Source organism: Rhizobium sp. BR 362, from assembly GCF_036528765.1.
Taxonomy (GTDB): domain Bacteria; phylum Pseudomonadota; class Alphaproteobacteria; order Rhizobiales; family Rhizobiaceae; genus Rhizobium.
Genome location: NZ_JARWGH010000040.1, coordinates 1 through 20,760, shown reverse-complemented (window position 1 = coordinate 20,760; position 20,760 = coordinate 1). Strand labels below are relative to the sequence as shown.

Genomic DNA, 20,760 nt, shown 5'->3' with positions numbered 1-20,760 from the left:
GATGGACGAAGCGAACTCTCGCAAACCGAACGTTTTGGTGCTCGGCATTGGCAATATTCTCTGGGCGGACGAGGGTTTTGGCGTCCGCGCTGTCGAAGCCTTCCACCAGGCCTATGCGGTGCCGACCAACGTCACCGTGCTCGACGGCGGCACCCAGGGCCTTTATCTCGTGCAATATGTCACCGAAGCCGATCATCTGATTGTATTCGACGCGGTCGACTTCGGTCTCGCGCCCGGCACGCTGAAGATCGTCGAGAATGACGACGTGCCGAAATTCACCGGCGCCAAAAAGATGAGCCTGCACCAGACAGGCTTCCAGGAAGTTCTGAGCGCTGCCGACCTTCTCGATCGCTATCCCGCAAGACTCGCACTGATCGGCTGCCAACCGGTGGACCTCGATAGCTGGGGCGGACCGGTGACTGAGCCCGTCAAATCCGTAATCCCGGCCGCCGTAATGGTAGCCGCCGGCATCCTGGAGCGATGGGGCGTCGCCATCAGTTCGCGCCGCACCGCCGCGCCCGCTCTCCTCGCCAACGACATCGATTTTGCACATTACGAGCGGCGAGCGGACCGGGCGAATTGAGTGGTTCAGGGGGGTTCCGATGCAACCGAGGCAGTCGTCGGTTGCGTTCCTGGTCGCCGGCTGCATCCAAAACCCAAGGACCCGCGCGAGAACCCTTCCGGTTCCCAATATCATGAACCCAGGCAGATCGAGGGGCTGATTGTGTGCATAGGAATTCCGATGCAGGTGACTGGTGGCGAATTTACAGCGGAGTGCGAGCGCCACGGATCGGTTTTTGCGATTTCGATGGTGCTGGTCGGCCCGCAACCGGTTGGGACGTACGTTCTTACTCATCTAGGATCTGCGATCCGGGTGCTCGATGCCGACGAAGCACACAAGATCGACGATGCGTTGGCCGGTCTTGCTGAAGCGGTCGAAGGACGGTCATTCGAAACGCTATTTGCCGATCTTATCTCCCGCGAGCCGGAATTACCGTTGCATTTGCGGGAAAACTGACAGTTCGTATTTCTCAACTGAACGCAATCTCCTCTTCCTTGTCGGCCACATGTTCATGTGGACTGTCCAAGGGCAGCCGGAGACGGACGAGATCGATCCTGCTGGCTGCGGGCGGATTGCTGAATATTGCGAAGCGTAACGCGCTGCCTCAGCATCGGGGCCGCGTGTGCGCATCCGCATAAGACCGCGACCGGAATTTTCCTTCAGATCAATACGACCCATCTTTCTCAGCAACTGGTACGCCGCTTGCAGATCCCAAGTGCGAGAATGAATTACACGCTGATTTGGAGCAGACAATGCCAGCCTACCCAGTTGGCTCCCTAAACGGCCGAAGCTGCCGAGCCGCAATGCTCATATCCGACATTGCTGCAACGCTTGCGGTGCAAAAAGCCGGCCAGCCGGGGCAGCTATTCGACATTTTCGAATTCGACGACGATGACAAGAAATTGGTCACGCAGACGCTCGGCAAGGGCGAGGTTTGCGGGGTAGCGGCGCTGCCCTCCGGGGTCCTGGCGCAGTTCAAGGAAGCGGTTATGGCCGGCGTCTGGCATATGCGCTTTACCGACCCCGCCGGCGACCTCATTGCGGAATATATCGAGGTCGGCCCGATTCCTATGACGGTGCGGAGGGCCTGCACGGCGCTGCCGGCCTTGGTCTCACATGGACCTGCGCCGCCTGGCGCTATGAACGTCATGCCGGTGCTGACCGAGATCGGTGACCGCATTGTCCAGTACCGGGATGGCGATCCTGCGCACGCTATCATTTTGTCGTTGTTTCCGATGAGCATCGAGGATGTGAATTTCCTGCAGGTCACGCTCGGAGCCGGTCCCGTACAACTGACATCACGCGGCTACCGCACCTGTCGCGTGACGGCAGCAGGGGCCCGAAACGTTTGGTCCGTACAGTTTTACGACAACATGGATGAGATCGTCCTCGACATGCTGCAAATCGTCGACATCCCATCCCTCGCCCTCGCGACTGAAGAGGATTTCCGCGACTCCGCCGCGCGCCTGCGTGATGTCGAGGAGGCTTATTTCAAATGATCAGCTTCGAGAATCTCGTCACGCATGTGACCGTTTCGGATAAGGATAGGGTGAAAGGCGGCACATGCTGGACGTCTATGCGCCCGCGAAAGGCGCTTCGGAAACGAGCTTGCTGGCATTCGGCGGGCGAACGACCGCATCGTCGCGACGCCACGGTTCATGATTTTGGCTGCTGTAGGCACGACTCGGAATGTGCGGGCAGGCGTGATCGAATTCATCGCCGGCAAAAATCCGAGACGACTGGCGGTTTTGATTCCTGCTTGCTGTTTTTCATGGCCTTTGAGTTTGAAACGATGGGGACGGTGTTGAAGGCGATGCGCGCATTTTTCAACATCGTTGCGCTCGCGCCGCCATCCCATCCAACCGCCAGCCCCATGCGCCGTGATCTGCGTTGGAGGGTTTTCCGAGCGCTTCGGGAGCTTGTTGCATGACCTATCTCCTTAGCGCCGGCTCGATCCGGATCGATGTGACGGTGTCGCAAGCGCTTGCCTGTTTCGTGGACGTGAGGGTCAACCGCCCGCAAGAATTGGCACGCATGTTCATTGGCCATCGACCGGAAGAGGCGCCCATGCTTGTCGGATGGGTTTTTTCGCTCTGTGGCTATTCGCAATCGGTGGCGGCGCGCCTTGCCATCCTGAATGCAGCCGGCCTACCGATGCCCATCGAGGAGCAGCTCGCGGCGGTGGCCGGATTGCTTGCCGAACGGATATTCGAAACTTTGAGGGCGCTGATTTTGCATTGGCCCTCATCAATATCGTTACGTCTGGTGGCTGACGCGGGCCAATATCTGCGCGGCGCCCTGGCCGCGTCGCAGGCAATCATCGGCCAATCGCGAGAGAAAAAAGTGAACCATAGTGCCCTGGCTGCCAACGCGCGGCGGCTTGCCGATGCAGCAGAGGGGCTCGGCATCTCGAAAGACGACGGATTGTCGCCGGATGGCACGGCTTGCGCGGCGATTTTTCGAGATATCAAGGACGACCGAACTTTTTCAGGCCGGCGCCCTGATCCGCTGAGTGCCGCCGATGATGCCGAAGTTATTGCCCATCTTTGCAAAGATGCGCACTACTGCGCCTTGCCGCATCTTGCCGGTCGGGTCGTCGAAACCGGTGCTTATGCCCGGCATTGCGACACCAGCAGGCCAGACGATCCGCACCTTAGGCAACGCTTCATGGCACGCATAGGCGACGTTGGCCTTTGCTTGAAGCAACTCGCGCATCTTGCCAAGGGCCAGAATGATCCTTCCGAACTGATGGCCGGTGGTTCGGTGCCCGGCGACGGCGGCTTTGGCGTGGTGGAATGTGGGCGTGGCAGACTTTATCATCAGGCCGAGATCGACGCGAACGGGAAACTTTGCGCCTACCGGATACTGGCCCCGACCGAATGGAATTTTCATCCGGCCGGTCCATTTGTCAAAACCCTACTGTCATCGCGGATCGGTGCTCATGAATCAGCAGCCCGGTCAGTTTATCGCCTCGCGGCTCTGTTCGATCCCTGCGTCGAGTTCAAGCTTAACGTTCGCGATGCCGCGCATGCATGAAATGTCGTTGATGGAGAGTGTGATCGCCATCGTCTGCGAGATGGCGCAGCTAAATGGTGCGAGCGCAGTCAAATCGATCCGCCTCGATGTCGGTGTCTTGAGCCATATCAATCCGGATTCGCTCCTGTTCTGCTACGAAGCTGTGCGGCGTGGGACGATTGCCGAACATGCCGCACTCGAAATCAACCGCATCGCCGGCGAGGGCTGGTGCCTCGATTGTGGGAAGACGGTGCCCCTCGATGAGCGATTTGGCGCCTGCCCGGATTGTGGGCGGTATCAGGTGCAGGCGACGGCGGGCGATGAATTGAGGATCAAGGACATGGAGGTGATCTGATGTGCACGGTATGCGGCTGCGAGATGGCAACATTGGAAGATGGCAAGAGCAAGACAGGCGCGCAAGGCGACCATGATCATCATCGCGGTCACCTGCACGATCATGGACATCCTCATGATCGTCACTACGCGGAACACGGTGCGCTCCAACATCATCAACGGATTGCCGGCGTGCATGTCCCGGGCATGAACCCGGAGCGCATCGTCCAGATCGAAAAGGACATCCTGTCCAAAAACAATGCCTATGCTGCCGAAAACCGGGCTCGGTTCGTTCGTGACAGCATCTTTGCGCTGAATTTCGTTTCAAGCCCCGGGTCGGGAAAGACCAGCTTTCTGGTGCGCGCCATTCACGACCTCAAGGACCGAATGTCGATCAGCGTGATTGAAGGCGACCAGGAGACCTCCAACGATGCCGCACGCATCCGCAAGACCGGTGTTTCCGCAATCCAGATCAACACCGGCAAGGGCTGTCACCTCGACGCCCACATGGTCGGCCACGCGGTCGAGGACCTGGCGCCCGAGCCCGGTTCAGTCTTGTTCATCGAAAATGTCGGCAATCTTGTCTGTCCCTCCGCTTTCGATCTCGGCGAGGCCCATAAGGTCGTGGTGCTTTCGGTTACCGAGGGCGAGGACAAGCCGCTCAAATATCCCGACATGTTCGCGGCCGCCGACCTGATGATTCTCAACAAGTCCGACCTGCTACCGCATCTCGACTTCGATGTCGGGCGCTGCATCGCAAATGCGCTGCGCGTCAATCCACGCCTTCGCACTCTCACGGTTTCTGCGCGCAGCGGCGACGGCATGGAAGCGTTCTATTTCTGGCTGGAGGCTGAGGCGGCCCGGATCGCGAAAGCTTCGCAGGTAGTCTGACGATGGTGAGCACCTTGGCATCCATGGCGGAAGATCGTGTCCGGCGGTTGCGAGTGCGTGTGCGCGGTGCCGTGCAAGGGGTGGGATTCCGGCCGTTCGTCTATAGGCTTGCGAGAATGATGCAGCTTACCGGCTTCGTGCTCAACGACAGCGCCGGCGTGCTGATCGAGGTCGAGGGCACCGCTGTCGACTGCTTTGCGGAACGCGTCTGGAAGGAGGCGCCGCCGCTTGCCCGCGTCGATACCGTCGATAAGCTGGAACTGGAGCCGGCCGGCGACGAAACGTTCGAAATCCTCGAAAGCGTCGGCGGCCGTGGCGCCACGCGCATTGGCGCCGACGCTGCCACCTGCGTCGAATGCCGGCACGAACTGAATGATCCGGACAACCGCTTTTTCGGTTATCCTTTTGTCAACTGCACTCATTGTGGCCCGCGCTTCACCATCACCCGTGCGCTCCCCTATGATCGCGGCCGGACCTCGATGGCTGCGTTCCCGATGTGCAGCGCCTGCGGCGCAGACTATGCCAACCCCGAAAGCCGGCGGTTCCATAGTGAGCCCCTCGCCTGCCCGGCTTGCGGCCCACAGCTTAGCCATCCTATCGCGGAGGTCTCCGCGCGGCTCATGAATGGCCAGATCATTGCGATCAAGGGCGTCGGCGGCTTCCAGCTCTTCTGCGACGCACGCAATGATACGGCGATTGATCGTCTCCGACGACGCAAAATGCGCGACGAGAAGCCGTTCGCGATCATGGTGCCGGACATTGAGACAGCCCGAATACTTGCCAGGCCCTCGCGGGCGCAAGAGGATTTGCTCGCCTCGACCGCCGCCCCGATCGTCCTTATCGAGGCGCGTGATCACCTTTCCAAGCTCATCGCTCCCGGCCTCAGTCGGATCGGCCTGCTGCTCGCCCATGCGCCGGTGCACCACCTGTTGTTTGCCGCGTTTGCAGCAGAAGCGGCCGGCGCTCCCGCCGCTCTGATTGCGACCAGCGCCAATCCGGAGGGTGAACCGCTCGTATCAGATAATGACGATGCCATGCATCGGCTTCCCGGGGTTGCCGACCTGATCGTCACACATGACCGTGACATTGCCATTCGCGCTGACGATTCCGTCATGCAGGTAATTGACGGCGCGCCGAGCTTTCTGAGGCGCGCCCGGGGTTTTGTGCCGGAGCCGGTCGATCTTGGCGAGGACGGCCCATGCGTGATTGCCACCGGCGCGGACTTCAAAAACGCGATCTGCGTGACACGGGGCCGGGAAGCGTTCCTGTCGCAGCACATCGGCGGTCTCGACAATGTCAAAGCGATCAGATTCCAGCGGGAAGCCCTCGAGCATCTCTGCTCTATCCTTGATGTCAGGCCCGAATTTGCTGCCTGCGATCTGCATCCGGATTTTCGTTCAGCGCGGATCGCGGAACATTTGGATTTGCCGCTTCTGCCGGTGCAACATCACCTCGCCCATGTCGCGGCCGTGGCGGCGGAACATCATGCCGGCGGGCCGGTCCTCGGGCTTGCACTCGACGGCCACGGCTATGGCGTCGATGGCAGTAGTTGGGGAGGCGAAATGCTGGTCGTCAACGGTCCTCGCTGGCGACGGCTCTCTTCGCTTCTGCCCTTGCCGGCGCCAGGCGCCGGCCGGGTCGCGCGGGAGCCCTGGCGCATGGGAATTGCCGCTCTTCAGGCCGCCGGCCGGCGCGACCTTGCGGCCACGCTTTGGCCCGGACATCCTGGTGTCGCGCAACTTGATGCGATGTTTTCCCGCGGCTTGCAATCAGCCGATACGTCCAGCTTGGGGCGGCTATTCGATGCAGTGGCTGCGATAGCGGGCGTCCGCCTCGTCCAGAGCTACGAGGGGCAGGCAGCAATGGAACTCGAAGCACTCGTCGATGATCCCCAATGTCTTGCCGGGGGCTACAGTCTCGCCGATGGCCTGCTTGATTTCCGACCCCTCATCATCCATCTGGCGGAGCGGCAGCTTGGCCGCCGAAAGGCCGCAGACCTATTCCACGGCACGCTGATCAGCGGCCTCGCCGATTGGGCTTCCCTTGGTGCATCGCAGGCTGGCACGCGAGCGATCATGCTCGGCGGCGGCTGCATCACAAACCGCATTCTGGCCGAAGGTCTTTCCAGCGCCTTGCGCGACCATGGCCTCGAGCCCTACCTGCCGCACCAGATCCCGCCCAATGACGGGGGTATAGCGCTCGGTCAGGCCGCCTTTGCACGGCACGTCATCAAACACGACTGCGCCCAGAACTGGGAGCACCGGACATGTGCCTAGCCCTACCGGTCCAGGTGGTGGAATTGCTGCCAGACAATATGGCCAAGGTAACGCTGGACGGCGTCTTAAAGGTCATATCGATTGCACTCGTGGAGGATGTGACGCCCGGTGACTATCTCATCCTCCACGTCGGCTACGCGCTTGCAAAGATCGAAACTGAAGAAGCAGAAAGGACGCTTGCCTTGATCCGCGAAGCTGCCCTGGGAGGTCCGGCGTGAAATATATAGACGAATACCGCGATGCCAAGCTCGCCAAAGATATTGCTCGCCAAATCGCAGCGGCGGTAGATCCGGCGCGCAGCTATCATTTCATGGAATTCTGCGGCGGCCATACCCATGCAATTTCGCGCTATGGCCTTGAAGACCTGCTGCCGTCCAATGTGCAGATGATTCATGGACCGGGATGTCCAGTCTGTGTGCTGCCGATCGGCCGCATCGACGCAGCGATCGCGCTTGCCATGTGCCCAGAAATCACACTTTGCACCTATGGTGACTTGATGCGTGTACCATCCTCAAACGGCTCGAGTCTGCTCAAGGCCAGGGCGACCGGCGCCGATATTCGCATGGTCTATTCGACACTCGATTCGCTAAACATCTCCGAAGCCGAACCGAACAGGCAAGTCGTCTTCTTTGCCATCGGTTTCGAGACCACGACGCCGCCGACGGCGCTGTCGCTGCGGTTCGCGATCGCTAAGGACCTCGCAAACTTTTCGATCTTCTCAAACCACGTGCTAACACCGGCTGCGATCCAGACTATCCTTGAAAACTCCGATGCTCGCACGCTCGGCACTATCAAGATCGACGGATTGCTCGGCCCTGCACATGTCAGCACCGTCATTGGTACGCAGCCATTTGAAGTCCTTGCCGAAGAATATAACAAGCCGATCGTGGTGGCAGGCTTCGAGCCGCTCGATGTCATCTATTCAATCCTGATGCTCGTCCGCCAGGTCAATGAGGGCGTCCATAAAGTCGAGAACCAGTATATCCGAGCCGTGACCACCCTTGGCAACGAGAAGGCGAGGCGCGAGATCGCCAATGTCTTCGAATTGCGGGAAAGCTTCGAATGGCGGGGACTGGGCGCGATTCCCCAAAGTGGGCTTGGCCTCAGGCCTGGATATGCCAAATACGATGCCGAGAAACGTTTCGACGTCGTGACGCCGGCGGCAAAAGACAATCCGGCCTGCGAATGCGGCGCCATCCTGCGCGGTGTGAAGAAGCCGTCCGACTGTAAGCTGTTTGGTAAGGTTTGCACGCCCGATTCGCCGATGGGTTCCTGCATGGTGTCGTCGGAAGGCGCCTGCGCCGCGTATTGGCTCTACGGCCGTTTCGGCAGGCAGGGAAAGGCGGACGAAAGCAGCAGGACGATCGCATGACCACGAAAGCCAAAAGGTCGCGGCTCGACCTCAGGAACGGACGCATCGATCTCTCGCATGGGGCGGGGGGGTGCGCCACGGACCAGTTGGTCAAGGGCATTTTCCACAGGGCCTTCGACAATGACTGGCTCCGGGCTGGCAACGATCAGTCGGCATTTGCGGTTCCGGCAGGGCGCATGGTGATGACCACCGACAGCTATGTTGTCTCGCCGCTGTTCTTTCCGGGGGGCAATATTGGCTCGCTTGCGGTGCATGGGACGATTAACGACATTGCCATGGCCGGCGCATGCCCGCTCTATCTTTCGGCAGGTTTCATTATTGAAGAGGGGTTTCCGCTCGCAGATCTTAATCGAATTGCCGACGCCATGGGAGCGGCCTCCCGCGCGGCAGGTGTGCCAATCATCACTGGCGATACGAAAGTGGTTGAGCGCGGCAAAGCCGACGGCGTGTTCATATCCACCTCCGGCATCGGCATGATTCGAGCCGGTCTCGACCTACGCTCCGATGCCGCGCGGCCAGGCGATGCGGTCATCATCTCTGGTTCGATAGGCGATCACGGCGTCGCCGTGATGTCGAAGCGCGAGAACCTGGATTTCGATACGGACATCATATCGGATTGCGCTGCGCTGCACGGGTTAGTAGCGGCAATGGTCGAGGTCGCCGGATCGTCAATCAGGCTGATGCGAGATCCAACGCGCGGTGGACTTGCGGCGACACTCAACGAAATCGCCAATGCCTCAAATGTCGGCCTCCGCATCGACGAGGAGACCATTCCGATCAAACCGGAAGTAGCCGCGGCCTGCGAATTGCTCGGCCTCGACCCGCTCAACGTCGCCAACGAGGGCAAGCTCGTCGTATTGGTGGCGCCAGAGTTTGCGAATGCGCTGCTCGCCGTCATGCGCGCGCATCCGTTGGGTGCGCAGGCCGCATTGATCGGCCATGCCGAGGATGACGACCATTGCTTCGTCCAGATGGCGACGTCGTTTGGTGGCAGTCGCATTGTCGATTGGCTATGGGGCGAACAGTTGCCGCGGATCTGCTGAGCACGGCTGTGCATATCGCTTCACGCAAGACGGCGTGCCCGGAGCCAGCAACGAGCTTGGTGAGCAGCTTTAATGCGTACTTTCCATACGCACTCCCTCCTGTGGCCATGAAGAGATCTAAGTGCGGGCACACAAACATGATTGGTTCACAAGATCTCGCGCTGATCGCTGAATCGCGCGAGCATCTGTCGAATCTGCATATTTTCTTGACGAAGATATTTCATCAGCAAAGCCTTAAGCCGTCGATTCTCTTCTTCAAGCGCGATTAGCTCCTCGCCTGAGATATCGTCGTGGCTGGCGTTTGATTGGCCGCTTGTCATTTCGTCGGCATTATCGATATTCGCTTCACGTCGACGCTTTATGTTCTTTCGAGACCGGCTGGAAGAGCCCTCTTTCGGTTGTGAAACAGAGGCGAAGATCGCCCCATCGTCCTTCTGAGACGGGCACGTTTGTTCGGTTTCGAGAGAGGACGCCGCAATCCGTTTATCATCGCCGGTTTCAACCTCGTCGTTGAGATGAGTCTCTGGTATTGGATCCGACCACAGCTCGCTTTCTCGCTTCGGAACATCTGAGACGGTGTCAGGCTCGAAGAGATGTGGTGCGTCTGCCTCCGCCTCGCGCGCCAGCGTCTTGAGGTCGGTATCACCCCAGATAGAAGCTGGCTGGATCGTTGATCTGCGCCGGGCCGATTTGAGCTCGACAACGAATTTTCGCTGCTGTGTTTTCATGTATGTCCCATCTTTGAGATCGTAAGGAGGATTACGATCGGTCAAATCGCTCAAGCATCTTTTTAAGCTGATCATTCTGCAAAAGCAGCTTTTGAGCCAATTTAACCCTCAGTTGCGTGATTTCCTCGTCCAGGTTTGTCACCTCTTCGAAAAAGCCGTCCTCAGACGATGAGGATGTCTCATCTTGAGCATTGCTTGAGACAGCTGTGCTCTGCGCAGTGACGTCAATGTGAACTCCTTTCGCATGTGCCGGCTTTTTCGTCCGCGGTATGCCAGGGACCCGACTGCGCGTATTGCTTTCAAGCGGCACCGCGGAAGCTTCAGCGCTCGGCTGCCCGACCTCCGGAGGCGACAGTTCTTGAACCTCGTCACCTTCAACCGGTGCCGCACCTTCAATTTCGACCTCACCTTCGAATTCTTTTGAATCAGTCCTTATGATCTCAATAGATCGGCTTTCATCGGGCTCGGAGCTACTGGAGGGCTCTGGTGGGTTTAGCGCAAGCTGCGGTACGTCTTGAGTTTTGCTTTGGCTTGCGTCGGTATCGACACCATGCCCAATCGAACTTTCGGGTGCGGACTGTCGCCGCGACGTTAATCGAGCAAGGAATTTCCAGGGTAATTTCATAGTGCCTCAACCTCGACCAGTCCGTATCCATAGTGGCGCCGCAGCTTGACACCGGGCTCGGAAGGCGAGCCCGGCGAACGCATCTTCTGCCGAGAAGGATAGCTCAGGTCGATTTCGCCACCATCCCGCTGTTGATCGGCGATCAATCTAGCCCGAGCCGCTTGCGCAGATCGGCATTTTCGGCACGCAATTTCTCTGCCAAGAGGTTACGCAGCCTCTTATTCTCTTCTTCCAGCTGAAGAAGATCCGCCATCTCGTCCCTTGCCGAAATGGCCGTCGTACCTTTTTGCACGGACTGCTGTGCCGGCCTCTTGGCTGCAGTGTCCTTTATGGGTTCCTTGACGGAGATGTCGGCCACCTGCATTTCGACAGGCTGGGACTTTGTGTCTGCGGCTTGGTCGCTACGCTTCCTGCGACCTCGCGGCGCCTTCGCGGGTTTCCCAACCTGCGTAGTACCCGCTGCCTCGGCAGTTGCTTTCGGGCGTCGCGGAGCGCGCTGTTTTTTAGGCGCCGGCGTTTTTACCGGTATATTCGTGTCTGCCATCTCAGTGCTTGTGCCAGTATTATTCTCGTCAGCCATGAGTATCTCCCTCTGTCGGCAGGAGTTCTTTTCGGCTGAGTGAAAGACAGAGTCAACATTGGTGATTTTGTGGCCTACTTTTTGGACAGCACCTCTCAAAACTCGTGCCTAAAGGCGAGCGGCTGGCCTGCGGACTTTGGCAATGAAAAAATGCAGAGCTTGCGAGGTCGAACCGTCTGTCGAACGACGAGTTAGCGACCACATCTGCCAGGAAAGGGAGCTCCCCCTACCAGCTTCTGCGATCGCTCACGTCATTCAATGTTCGGATTTTCCTAAATCATTTGCAATAGATCGATGCTTCAGCTGGCACCCGATTCTTGACAGATATGTGCAAAGCCCGTTTGCACCGTCATGGAAATTGGCCCTTGGTTTGACCGACAAAGAGGATACGAAATGCGTGCACCATCAGGTTCTGTTCCCGGACTTTGCTCTGCCTCCGCCACCATGTTCGCTGTCGGAATGGCGTTCCTTGGCTATTGGGGAGTGTATGAGCCAGGCGGCTGGCATCGGTCCGATTTGATCGTCGTGTCTTGGCGCTAATCGGTTTTGCGGCGCTTGGCTCAGTTCCTTGGATCGTAACGACCCCTGTCGCGGAGGAAGGCCAGGAAAAGATCGTAGCCGCCAGGCGAGCGCTGTTGCTGGGCGTCGCATTGATCTGGTTGTCCGTTCTCGTGTCGTTTTTTTCTTAAGCCTCAGTCCGCACCAGACTGGGATTGCAGGGTCTGTGCAGTTCCTTGGCTGGATCGAGCACATCCAGTACGCAACTCCATGCGCCAACAGCTTCAGCTGCCCAGGAACCCCCAAATCCACCAGCAATTTGTTGCAATTCGGTTTTCGAGAAAGATGGCGGTTTTCATTTGAAATGTGGATGATTGCAAAGGATTTGACCAGATGCGGTCTCTAAGGACTGGGGCCGTTCTCTGCTTAGATTATGAAATTCAGCAATTCGCAGACGACGAGACCCGCCGCGCCGCGCAGGCCGGCGACATCTTCACGATCGCCGAGGGCAAGGGCGATCTCGTTATCTCCGGGATTGAACATCAGTTGCCTGACGCTCTTTCGAATAAGATCTAACATCAATTTTCCGCCATGCACGATGTCGCCATGCAAAGTGATGCAGCTGGGTGCCATCAGCTGTTGAAGGTTCACTAACCCGACAGAAATATTGGACGCGTAGTCTTCAAGCAGTTCTTTTGCCCCTTTAGCGCCAGTTTCGGCGAGCCACACCAAGCGGCTCGCATCCAACAAGCCAGCCTGCGGCAGGCCCCTGGCCCTTGCTTCGCCTCTCAGCCATGGCAGTGTCGCGATCGTTTCCCAACATCCGCGTCGTCCGCATCTGCACATTTGGCCATTGAGTTGCACGATGGTATGGCCGATCTGGCAGTGTTTACCCCCGGCGGCCCTATAAGGATGTCCATCGACATAGAGGGCCGCGCCCAACGACTGACCGATGTAAACGACCGCAAAATTTCTCTGTCCACGTCCTTGCCCGAACCAACGGTCGCCAACCAGCAAGGCTCTGGCATCTTGGTCGACGCAAGCCGGGACCCCGAAACGCTTTGCTAACTCCGCTTTTATCGGAAAGCCATGAAGGTACGGCGCGAAATCCATAGCCGCGATCGAGCCCGTTTGCGGGTTGAGCTCTCCTGCAACTGCCATGCCGATGCCTAGAACCTCTTGGTCGGCAGATGCGACTGACTTCTCAATGCAGGCACTGACGATCTGAAATGCATCGGCAGCATCTGTCAGATCTTTCGCCAAATCCACCTCGTGTTGAGCATAGAGCTCGCCCTCCAGAGAGACCAAGCATGTGTGGACACGGTCGTGCATCAGCCGAACTGCGCAGATCGGCTTGGCCCCTTTCGAGAACCACAGCTTTGTAGCGGGTTTTCCGCCGGACCGATCGGGGGGTACCAGGTCGCCTTCTTCAAGAATACTCTGATTGATCAGTGGTTGGACTATGCCGCCGATGGTTGCGCGGCTGGCACCGGTGACGCGCGCAAGCTCGACCCTGCTGGACGGACCCATATCGTAAAGGGCCTGCAGCAAGCGTCCTCGATTTGCAATCCCTAGCGTCCGCGCGGCGATTAGGGGATGAGCTGGCCTAAATCCTTTACTGTCGCTCTGGTCCCCCTCGGCCGGCCTGATGAGGCGCTTGCCAGATCCTTCGTGAGTGTTCGCGTTGCTCGCACACGCAATTGATGGTTTTTCCGTTCTTTTTATCATGGACTCCGTCTGATCCGACTTTCTCTTGTTGTGGAAACTCGATCGTCTTTACGCCACTCCCGCCTGAGTGCCTGCAGTCGTTGCCGAACGCTCCCGAACCCCCGAACCGATATAGCAATCATCACACACCTGCTTTTCTCCACCGCCGTTTGAATGTTCATTTCGAAAACGAAGAATTATCCTTCGAGTATATATTTATATTCGGGATTAAAATTTCCAAAAACCGGAGCACTACAACAGAAAGTCCCACAAACGCAAAATATACTTTTAAATATATTTCAGAACTACTGTTGATCTGACCTCCTAAAACATTAGAACTCTTCAGCAAATCGACAGACATCGACGTAACCAATCGCCGGAGGAATAAATGAACGAATTTGCCAGCAATAATCTGGACCTCTGTGAGTCCGGAGGGCACCAGCGAGAAAGGGATCTCGCTCTCCTTGGTGGGGAGCCCACCGTTCCTTCCGGGCGGATCACGCCTTGGCCAGCCACACAGACGGAGCATTTGGATGCACTCCGCGAAGTTGTAGACAGTGGAAAGTATCATCGGGTCAATCACCCTATCGTGGCCGATTTGGAGCAGGATCTCGCTACTTGGACGGGGAAGTGGAAGGTGCGCGCCGTCGGCAGTGGTACGGCGGCAATCCATATCGAGCTTGATTATTTTAAAGGTCGAGGCGAGCAGGTGGTGACTGCGGCGCTAAATTGGCCGGGCGCGGTGGGGCCAATTGCGATTAGTGGCCTTCAGCCCGATTTCGTTGATGTCGACATGAACCTCGCCGGGATCGATCAAGACGCGGCAGCCGACCGATTCGGACCCGGTGTCGGAGCGGTTCTCATTACCCATCTCTTCGGGAATAACATTCGTGTTCCTGATGCAAGATCTGCCGCGCGCGCCGAAGGGATTGCCGTGATTGATGACGTCTGCCAATCGATCGGCGCCATAAAAGCGATCGCAAATGGGGCATACATTGATACAGACGCCCTCGCTTTGTCTGGCAACGGCGCCAAGCATCTTGGAGCCGGCGAGCTCGGATTCGTGATTACGGAGGACAAAGATCTAATTGAACATGTGGACTGCGTTTCACTGACGAGTTCATCTCGAAACGGAGATCGGACTTTTTCGCCGTCTTCAGCAGGATATAACTACCGTCCGAACGTCTTCTCCTCCTCCATAGCAAAAATGCGATTGAGCAACCTCGAGACACAACTTCAGATTCGAAGGAATAATGGGAAAATTCTATGGGAAATGATCCGAGATCTCTCCGGTATATTTCCCCTCTTCGACCCATCTGACTGCAATCAGTCCATGCTCAGCTTCCCACTTCGCATCGAGCCGGAAGCTCTCGGTTTTGGTCCGGGTCCGACGGCAAGGGATACCATCGTCAAACTGCTGCAGGCGGAGGGCGTGCCCGTTTTGATCTGGCTCAGGAAGCCAGTGTTCGAATATCTGCCGAATATTGCCAAGGATTGGAAAGCCGCCGATTTTCCAAACACGGTAAAACTTTTAGATACCATGTTTTGCGTATCGGAAATCGCGCCACCCAACGAAGCCGGGGTAATGGAACTTTACGCAGAAGCATTTCATCGGGTCTGGACGGCTCTTTCCAAGTTTGGCCCAAAGATTTCCGATATCATGACAACCGTCTGGACAAGCTGAATCCAAGCAAAGTCACCTTCGCGCTTGCTCTCTTGCAATGCCGTTTTCCAGCGACAACGGAGTGATCCCATGACCTCGTACAAAACGCCAAAACTTCTGATTTTCGATTGTGATGGAGTCCTAATCGACAGCGAAATCATTGCGACAGCGGTTCATATCGAAGTGTTGGCAGCGCACGGATATAATATAGCTGCGGAGACTTACAATCGTCGCTTCACAGGCATGACTGATCGGCAAACCTATTCAACCATCGAAGCTGAGTCTGGCTTGCGCTTGCCGGCGGGGCATCATGAATATGCTATGGCAGAAATTGGTAGACGGTATGCCAGCGATCTCAAAGCCATCTCAGGCGTCAACGAAGTTCTGGATGCCATTGATGTGGCGCGTTGCGTGGCATCGAGCAGCAATCTGAAGGAACTGCATTTCGCGCTCAAGCTAACAGACCTCTACGATTATTTTTCGCCGAATGTATTCAGTGCTTCCCAAGTCTCACGTGGCAAGCCCGCCCCGGATCTTTTTCTATTTGCGTCTGAGAGAATGAACACGTCGGCGGATAATTGCTTGGTCATCGAAGATAGCGTTGCCGGGGTCCAGGCGGCTGTGGCGGCTAAAATGCGGGTAATTGGTTTCGTCGGTGGTTCTCATTGTCCTCTTGGACATGCTGAAAAATTGCTGGAAGCCGGCGCCATGAGAACATTCAGCCAGATGGCGGCTTTGCCAGAAATTCTATCAAGTTGATGGTTGGGCGATGGTGTGCCAGGCAGGCTGGAGCCGTAGCGAGCGAACCAAACGCGCAAATGCGTTTGCGTTGGAGGGTTACCCAGGTGAGGACCCCTTTTGTCCGCGGCTACTGATCAGCGTCAGATTATCCCGCTGCAATGCTCTTTAGGAAGAGCTTCAATCTAAAGCAACCCGACACTCGGCAAATAGGAAGAGACGATGGCTGAAAAGCAAATACACATTCAAGCTCCAATAGTGATTGAGTATCTGGAGAATTGTCGCGATCTGGTTCCGGTTTGTGCAAGCTGGTCCTTTGGGCAATGGGGTTGTCAGGCCAATGGCTCATTCGAGCAGACACAGCGTGAGTTCCAAGCCTCCTCAAGAAGTTCTATGCCGCTAACTTTGGTTGCTAGCGAAGACAGCAGACCCACAGGGATGATCAGCCTTTCCAATTGTGATTTTAAAGGAAGGCCTGATCTTTCGCCCTGGTTAAAGTCGCTGTACGTCCATCCATTTCATCGCAATAAGGGTACAGCTTCATTGCTGGTTAAGAGGCTGGAACACGAAGCTTTGCGCCTCGGCTACGAAAGGCTTTATCTTACCACGGAGAGCGCAAAGCTCCTCTATACAAAGAATGGCTGGTCGGAAATGGACCACGTACAGACACCTTATGGTGATGCGACTTTAATGACAAAGATGTTGCTGGTCGCAAGTACGGCCTAGGTCAGACGGGCCAAGGGGCGCCTGTGTTGGTCTGCGTGTACTCAAACCTCCTCCGGGACTCCAACTGATCTGACCGTGTGAACATATCGTAGACTGCCATGAATCGTGTTTCGGACCATCAGATCATGGAAGGCGTGACCTCAGCCAGACTGTCATCTATAGTGGACTTCAAAAATCACGTCCCCACGAATCCTTAAGCAGCCCAAAGCGTTGTGGCGTTTGAATTTCCCGGCGTCACGCGGTCTTCAATTGCATCGACAGAGGAAACTGAAAAATGTGGCTTTGCGAGAATGCTCTCCAATGTCGCGGAATAGCCGTTCCAACTTCCGCTGGTGAACAGGTCCCCGCAAAGGCTGACGCGGCCTATAATGCGGTACTTCAATTGCTTTACCGCTATGCTCGCGTGCCGGTGCAACATCTTAGTGATCAGGAGCTTGCCTGCGAACTGGACCTTGGGCGGACACCGATACGCGAAGCACTCATCCGACTTGCCGCAGAGGGCAAGATCGTTTCGATCCCTCAGAAAGGCTATTTCACCAGGCCGCTCGTGGAGGGAGCATTGTTGGACTTGTATGGTATCGCACGTCAAACCCTCACCTACGCGCTCTGGCGTATGCGGCCGCATGTGCCGGATACTGACGGCGAGCGTGACAACCCGCCCCGCGACCAGCTCGCGATACATGCCGAAGCCGTCTTTGCCCAAATTGCCCAGCTGTCGGCAAACTGCGAAATCTGCCGAATTGTCGACAAATTCTGTTTTTGCTCACATCCCGTCCGGATGGAAATAATTATCTCGGAGCTTGGCCCTTCCTACGAACAAAGCCTTGCAAGGCTGATCGACGCGATGCGGTTATTGAGCAAGGCAACGGGCGCGGTGGAATCAGCATTGATGAGTCACCTTGATCTCGAACAGAACGCGCTCCCACGCGTCGTACAAGAGGTAAACAGGCGGCGGTCGACAAGTTTTCCTCGGCTGGTGAGAAGTTTGTAAATATGCAGTTGTGATTGCCGAAATCGAGCTCCGCGGCTGGACACATGACGGCAACCTTCGTCATGCCTCCTACAAGGGTTTGCGCGAAAACCAGGATAATGCCGCTGTCTTCGACATCGCCGAGCGGCCTGCGAGGGCGCTCGACCCTTTCGAGGAGCGCCCTATCGAACCTGGACGATCGCGCGCGGCGGGCCGAGCAAATCACCTGCTGACATTACTCACCCCAAATTCGTCCGCCGATGCCCCCATTTGGAGCGATCTCGTCGATACGCTTGAGGTCCGCGTCCGTCAGTACCAGTTCCGCGGCGGAAATGTTCTCCGACACACGTTGCTGATTGCGAGCACCTGGGATCGGCACGATGTAGTCCTTTCGCGTGAGCAGCCAAGCCAACGCAAGCTGGGAGAGGCTGACGCCTTTCGCCGCGGCGAGCGAGGTGAGCTCTTTTGCAATCTCGACGTTCTTGGCGAAATTCGCCGGCGCCCACCACCCGAGGTTCTGCCGGAAATCGTCGGCGGCGTATTGATCGCGAGATGCTACGTGGCCAGTCAGGAAACCACGCGCCAACGGGGAATAGGCAACCAGTCCGATGCCTAATTCTTCAAGGACCGGCAGCAGCGGCTCCACGTCCCTGGCGAGGATGGAATACTGGTATTGCTGAATCGAGATAGGGGCAACGGCACTGGCGCGACGGATGGTGTCCTCATCCGAGTTGGAGAGGACCGAGGCATTTCACCTTACCCGCGTGGACAAACTCCTGCATCACGCCGACCACGTCTTCGATCGGGACGTTTGGGTCGGGAATGTGCTGGTAAAGCAGATCGATGGTGTCGATGTTCAGATTCTTGAGTCTGGAGTCCACAACGTCACGGATGGTCTCCGGCCGGGAGTCAGGGGAGTAGCTTTCCGTCAAGCCGAATTTCGTTGCGATCGTCACCTGATCACGAATTGGCCGCAGCGCAATGCCGAGCAGCTTCTCACCTTCACCCCAGCCGTACATGCGTGCGGTGTCGAAGTGGGTGACGCCGAGCTCATGGGCGCGGCGGATGGCCGTGATCGATTCCTGATCGTCGCTGGGGCCGTAACCGATGGCGGTGCCCGTGGCACCGTAACCAATGGCGCCGACCGTAAGGCCGTGTCGGCCAAGCTTGCGTTGCTGCATCGTGAATGTCCTTTCTTATCCGATGCGCCCATTTTGAGTTTGACACTTCGATTGACGATGTCCGATCCTACCGTTTCATTGCCTGATCCTGCTGATCGCTTGACGTTTGCAGGCTAACGAGGGCAGATGGCCCCATGACCGATCTTGCCCAGCTCAAAGCCATTGTCTTGCGCCATGCAGGCAAGCCCCAACCGAAGATGCCGCGGGTCAGCGTCAGCACCTTCGATCGACCGTCGGAGCCGGGCTGGCGGTCTACAACCCGGTTGTCTGCTTCGTGCTGCAAGGATCCAAGCAGGTCTTCATCGGCGACCAGGTGCTTGAGTATGGCGCCGGCCACTGCATGGTCGTGGCGGCCGAACTCGCCGCCATGGGACAGATCAGCGAAGCGTCACCCGAGGAGCCCTATGTCGCTCTCAACCTCTACATCGATCCGGAGGTAATATCCGCACTGCTCCTGGAGATGGGCAGCATGCCGGAACCCCCAATGAATAAAGGATTCGGCTTCAGCCCCGCAGGGCCGGCATTGATCGACGCCTGGCGGCGCCTCGTTGAACTTCTCGACCGCCAGGATGAAATCCCGATCATGGCGCGTCACAGGGAGCACGAACTCATGTTTCGCTTGCTCATGGGACCTCAAGGGGCGTTGCTCCGGCAGATTGCCGGCAACGGTAGCCGCCTGTCCCATGTCCGGCGGGCAATGGCATGGATTCGCGAGCATTACACGGAGCATCTCAGCATCGCAGCCATGGCCACTGTGGCCGGCATGAGCGTGTCGGTGTTCCATCGCCGCTTCAAGGCGATTAGCGGCTTGAGCCCGCTCCAGTACCAGAAGCAAATCCGCCTGCACGAGGCGCGTCGGCGCCTGATCGCGGAGCGCTCAGAAGCAGCAAGCGTCGCCTACGCTGTCGGCTACGAGAGCGTTTCGCAGTTCAGTCGCGAATACAAACGGCTGTTCGGCGCACCACCCCGGCAGGACGCCGGAAAACTGCAGAACATCGTTGAATCGGTAGCCTAGTCTTCTTAGAGCTCATGCACGAACCAGCGCGCGACAGGCTTCAATTTCGCCCAGATGATCCAGCACCCAGGTCGCCAGTTGCATGATCGGTGCGGCAAGAGACCTGCCGAGATCTGTCACGCCATACTCGACCTGAGGCGGCACGGTCGCATAGACCTTGCGGGTCACCATCCCGTCCGCTTCCAGAGACTTCAGGTTGCGGGTGAGCATTTGTTGGGAAATCTCGCCTATCACGCGTTTCAACTCATTGAAGCGCCGCGGCCGGTCGGCAAGCATCGTGATCTTCAGGATGGTCCATTTGTCGCGGATGCGGCCGAGAATCGCGTTGACCCTGCGACAGTTGGGGTTTGGTATAAGGCTGATTTGGCGGGACAGGCATATGCATGTGACTACGCCTCGAAAATATGCGTTGTTGCGGCATCGGCAGTCAGTAACGACCGTTCCTGCCAGATCATCGACGTGGGATTTGAAGTGGTGGAACGAGAGAGCACACGACAGTCTGATTGGGTCTCGCGCAAACCCTAAGCTGGTTCCGGCGATGAGTCGTGATCGGCGGCGCGTCGGAACTCAAACAACGTCGTTCTTTGCCCACGGCTCTGAACTCGGGTTAACGTTTCTTCCCTGAACGGTTTGGGTGTGATTCAAGAGTGTCGGTGATTTGGAGGCCGACATGTTTGAAGACGATCGCCCGCGGCTGCGGGTTTTGCTGGACCATTTTAGTCTCGTTGAGGATGAGCGGGAGCAATGGCGGGTCGCCCATCCGTTACCCGAGGTGCTTCTTCTGGTCGTTTGCGGGACGATCGGCGCATGCGACGATTTTGACGAGATCGTCGAATG

25 protein-coding genes and 2 pseudogenes are annotated in these 20,760 nt (G+C 57.4%); 19 read left to right on the top strand and 8 right to left on the bottom strand.

Annotated features, from left to right (window positions below):
- The first annotated feature begins 1 nt into the window (after window position 1).
- The 11 genes from QDY28_RS27255 to hypE all read left to right on the top strand — a co-directional run bounded on the left by QDY28_RS27255 (window position 2) and on the right by hypE (window position 9,492).
- Window positions 2-583 (top strand): HyaD/HybD family hydrogenase maturation endopeptidase, encoded by a 582-nt coding sequence (locus tag QDY28_RS27255; RefSeq protein ID WP_004112860.1) that lies wholly within the window; start codon window positions 2-4, stop codon window positions 581-583.
- A gap of 141 nt (window positions 584-724) precedes the next feature.
- Window positions 725-1,018, top strand: coding sequence for a HypC/HybG/HupF family hydrogenase formation chaperone (hypC, locus tag QDY28_RS27250; protein WP_184806100.1), 294 nt, complete (start codon window positions 725-727; stop codon window positions 1,016-1,018).
- A gap of 296 nt (window positions 1,019-1,314) precedes the next feature.
- Window positions 1,315-2,061 carry a hydrogenase expression/formation protein gene (locus QDY28_RS27245; RefSeq protein ID WP_051043299.1) on the top strand — a complete coding sequence of 249 codons (747 nt, stop codon included), beginning with the start codon at window positions 1,315-1,317 and terminating at the stop codon, window positions 2,059-2,061.
- The gene (locus QDY28_RS27240; RefSeq protein ID WP_028754846.1) at window positions 2,058-2,492 is read left to right on the top strand and encodes a hypothetical protein; all 435 of its coding nucleotides are present in this window, start codon (window positions 2,058-2,060) and stop codon (window positions 2,490-2,492) included. The genes QDY28_RS27245 and QDY28_RS27240 overlap by 4 nt, the downstream gene beginning before the upstream one ends.
- A 224-nt stretch (window positions 2,493-2,716) precedes the next feature.
- A complete protein-coding gene (locus tag QDY28_RS27235) occupies window positions 2,717-3,598 on the top strand; it encodes a hydrogenase assembly protein HupF (RefSeq protein ID WP_246779168.1) in 882 nt (293 codons plus the stop codon).
- The gene (gene hypA, locus QDY28_RS27230) at window positions 3,591-3,932 is read left to right on the top strand and encodes a hydrogenase maturation nickel metallochaperone HypA (protein WP_004112848.1); all 342 of its coding nucleotides are present in this window, start codon (window positions 3,591-3,593) and stop codon (window positions 3,930-3,932) included. The genes QDY28_RS27235 and hypA overlap by 8 nt, the downstream gene beginning before the upstream one ends.
- A complete protein-coding gene (hypB, locus tag QDY28_RS27225) occupies window positions 3,932-4,801 on the top strand; it encodes a hydrogenase nickel incorporation protein HypB (RefSeq protein WP_004112846.1) in 870 nt (289 codons plus the stop codon). The genes hypA and hypB overlap by 1 nt, the downstream gene beginning before the upstream one ends.
- A gap of 2 nt (window positions 4,802-4,803) precedes the next feature.
- Window positions 4,804-7,077 carry a carbamoyltransferase HypF gene (gene hypF / locus QDY28_RS27220; RefSeq protein WP_004112843.1) on the top strand — a complete coding sequence of 758 codons (2,274 nt, stop codon included), beginning with the start codon at window positions 4,804-4,806 and terminating at the stop codon, window positions 7,075-7,077.
- A complete protein-coding gene (locus tag QDY28_RS27215; RefSeq protein WP_004112840.1) occupies window positions 7,068-7,295 on the top strand; it encodes a HypC/HybG/HupF family hydrogenase formation chaperone in 228 nt (75 codons plus the stop codon). Before hypF ends, QDY28_RS27215 begins: the two co-directional genes overlap by 10 nt.
- Entirely contained in the window at window positions 7,292-8,449 is a 1,158-nt protein-coding gene (hypD, locus tag QDY28_RS27210; RefSeq protein WP_004112837.1) for a hydrogenase formation protein HypD, read from the top strand. Before QDY28_RS27215 ends, hypD begins: the two co-directional genes overlap by 4 nt.
- The gene (gene hypE, locus QDY28_RS27205) at window positions 8,446-9,492 is read left to right on the top strand and encodes a hydrogenase expression/formation protein HypE (protein WP_120670755.1); all 1,047 of its coding nucleotides are present in this window, start codon (window positions 8,446-8,448) and stop codon (window positions 9,490-9,492) included. The genes hypD and hypE overlap by 4 nt, the downstream gene beginning before the upstream one ends.
- A gap of 146 nt (window positions 9,493-9,638) precedes the next feature.
- Here the strand turns inward: hypE and QDY28_RS27200 are convergent, their stop codons facing one another.
- The 3 genes from QDY28_RS27200 to QDY28_RS27190 form a co-directional block, all read right to left on the bottom strand.
- A complete protein-coding gene (locus QDY28_RS27200; RefSeq protein ID WP_004112825.1) occupies window positions 9,639-10,220 on the bottom strand; it encodes a hypothetical protein in 582 nt (193 codons plus the stop codon).
- Between the two features lie 31 nt (window positions 10,221-10,251).
- Window positions 10,252-10,845: a hypothetical protein gene (locus QDY28_RS27195; RefSeq protein ID WP_004112823.1), complete on the bottom strand. Its 594-nt coding sequence runs from the start codon at window positions 10,843-10,845 to the stop codon at window positions 10,252-10,254.
- A gap of 142 nt (window positions 10,846-10,987) precedes the next feature.
- Window positions 10,988-11,425, bottom strand: a complete 438-nt coding sequence (locus QDY28_RS27190) for a hypothetical protein (RefSeq protein ID WP_004112820.1) — start codon at window positions 11,423-11,425, stop codon at window positions 10,988-10,990.
- 393 nt (window positions 11,426-11,818) lie between these two features.
- On the opposite strand from QDY28_RS27190, the pseudogene QDY28_RS27185 reads away from it, so the two are divergent.
- Window positions 11,819-12,114: pseudogene (locus QDY28_RS27185) on the top strand (hypothetical protein).
- Between the two features lie 235 nt (window positions 12,115-12,349).
- Here QDY28_RS27185 and QDY28_RS27180 read toward each other — a convergent pair.
- Window positions 12,350-13,474 (bottom strand): ROK family protein, encoded by a 1,125-nt coding sequence (locus QDY28_RS27180; RefSeq protein ID WP_240535390.1) that lies wholly within the window; start codon window positions 13,472-13,474, stop codon window positions 12,350-12,352.
- A gap of 544 nt (window positions 13,475-14,018) precedes the next feature.
- Here QDY28_RS27180 and QDY28_RS27175 point away from each other — a divergent pair.
- From QDY28_RS27175 to QDY28_RS27155, 5 genes and pseudogenes are all read left to right on the top strand, one after another.
- A complete protein-coding gene (locus tag QDY28_RS27175; RefSeq protein WP_120670751.1) occupies window positions 14,019-15,314 on the top strand; it encodes a DegT/DnrJ/EryC1/StrS family aminotransferase in 1,296 nt (431 codons plus the stop codon).
- Between the two features lie 69 nt (window positions 15,315-15,383).
- Entirely contained in the window at window positions 15,384-16,052 is a 669-nt protein-coding gene (locus QDY28_RS27170) for an HAD-IA family hydrolase (RefSeq protein ID WP_004112813.1), read from the top strand.
- A 201-nt stretch (window positions 16,053-16,253) separates the two neighbouring features.
- The gene (locus tag QDY28_RS27165) at window positions 16,254-16,757 is read left to right on the top strand and encodes a GNAT family N-acetyltransferase (RefSeq protein WP_004112810.1); all 504 of its coding nucleotides are present in this window, start codon (window positions 16,254-16,256) and stop codon (window positions 16,755-16,757) included.
- Between the two features lie 274 nt (window positions 16,758-17,031).
- Window positions 17,032-17,748 (top strand): GntR family transcriptional regulator, encoded by a 717-nt coding sequence (locus QDY28_RS27160; protein ID WP_004112807.1) that lies wholly within the window; start codon window positions 17,032-17,034, stop codon window positions 17,746-17,748.
- A 10-nt stretch (window positions 17,749-17,758) separates the two neighbouring features.
- A pseudogene (locus QDY28_RS27155) lies at window positions 17,759-17,866 on the top strand (non-homologous end-joining DNA ligase); the annotation flags it as partial.
- A 96-nt stretch (window positions 17,867-17,962) separates the two neighbouring features.
- On the opposite strand, the gene QDY28_RS27150 reads toward QDY28_RS27155, so the two are convergent.
- The 3 genes from QDY28_RS27150 to QDY28_RS27140 all read right to left on the bottom strand — a co-directional run bounded on the left by QDY28_RS27150 (window position 17,963) and on the right by QDY28_RS27140 (window position 19,245).
- Window positions 17,963-18,409, bottom strand: coding sequence for an aldo/keto reductase (locus QDY28_RS27150; RefSeq protein ID WP_276307812.1), 447 nt, complete (start codon window positions 18,407-18,409; stop codon window positions 17,963-17,965).
- Window positions 18,410-18,449: 40 nt separating this feature from the next.
- Complete coding sequence (locus QDY28_RS27145) at window positions 18,450-18,908, bottom strand: aldo/keto reductase (RefSeq protein ID WP_004112801.1); 459 nt, start codon at window positions 18,906-18,908, stop codon at window positions 18,450-18,452.
- A 67-nt stretch (window positions 18,909-18,975) separates the two neighbouring features.
- Window positions 18,976-19,245 (bottom strand): hypothetical protein, encoded by a 270-nt coding sequence (locus QDY28_RS27140; RefSeq protein WP_331384431.1) that lies wholly within the window; start codon window positions 19,243-19,245, stop codon window positions 18,976-18,978.
- On the opposite strand from QDY28_RS27140, the gene QDY28_RS27135 reads away from it, so the two are divergent.
- On the top strand, window positions 19,183-19,923 hold the full coding sequence (locus QDY28_RS27135) for an AraC family transcriptional regulator (RefSeq protein WP_240535389.1): 741 nt from the start codon (window positions 19,183-19,185) through the stop codon (window positions 19,921-19,923). The genes QDY28_RS27140 and QDY28_RS27135 overlap by 63 nt on opposite strands.
- Window positions 19,924-19,935: 12 nt before the next feature.
- Here QDY28_RS27135 and QDY28_RS27130 read toward each other — a convergent pair whose 3' ends face one another.
- Window positions 19,936-20,199 carry a winged helix-turn-helix transcriptional regulator gene (locus QDY28_RS27130; RefSeq protein WP_004112797.1) on the bottom strand — a complete coding sequence of 88 codons (264 nt, stop codon included), beginning with the start codon at window positions 20,197-20,199 and terminating at the stop codon, window positions 19,936-19,938.
- 394 nt (window positions 20,200-20,593) lie between these two features.
- Here QDY28_RS27130 and QDY28_RS27125 point away from each other — a divergent pair.
- On the top strand, window positions 20,594-20,760 hold a 167-nt coding region (locus QDY28_RS27125), incomplete at its 3' end, for a transposase family protein (RefSeq protein WP_331384430.1).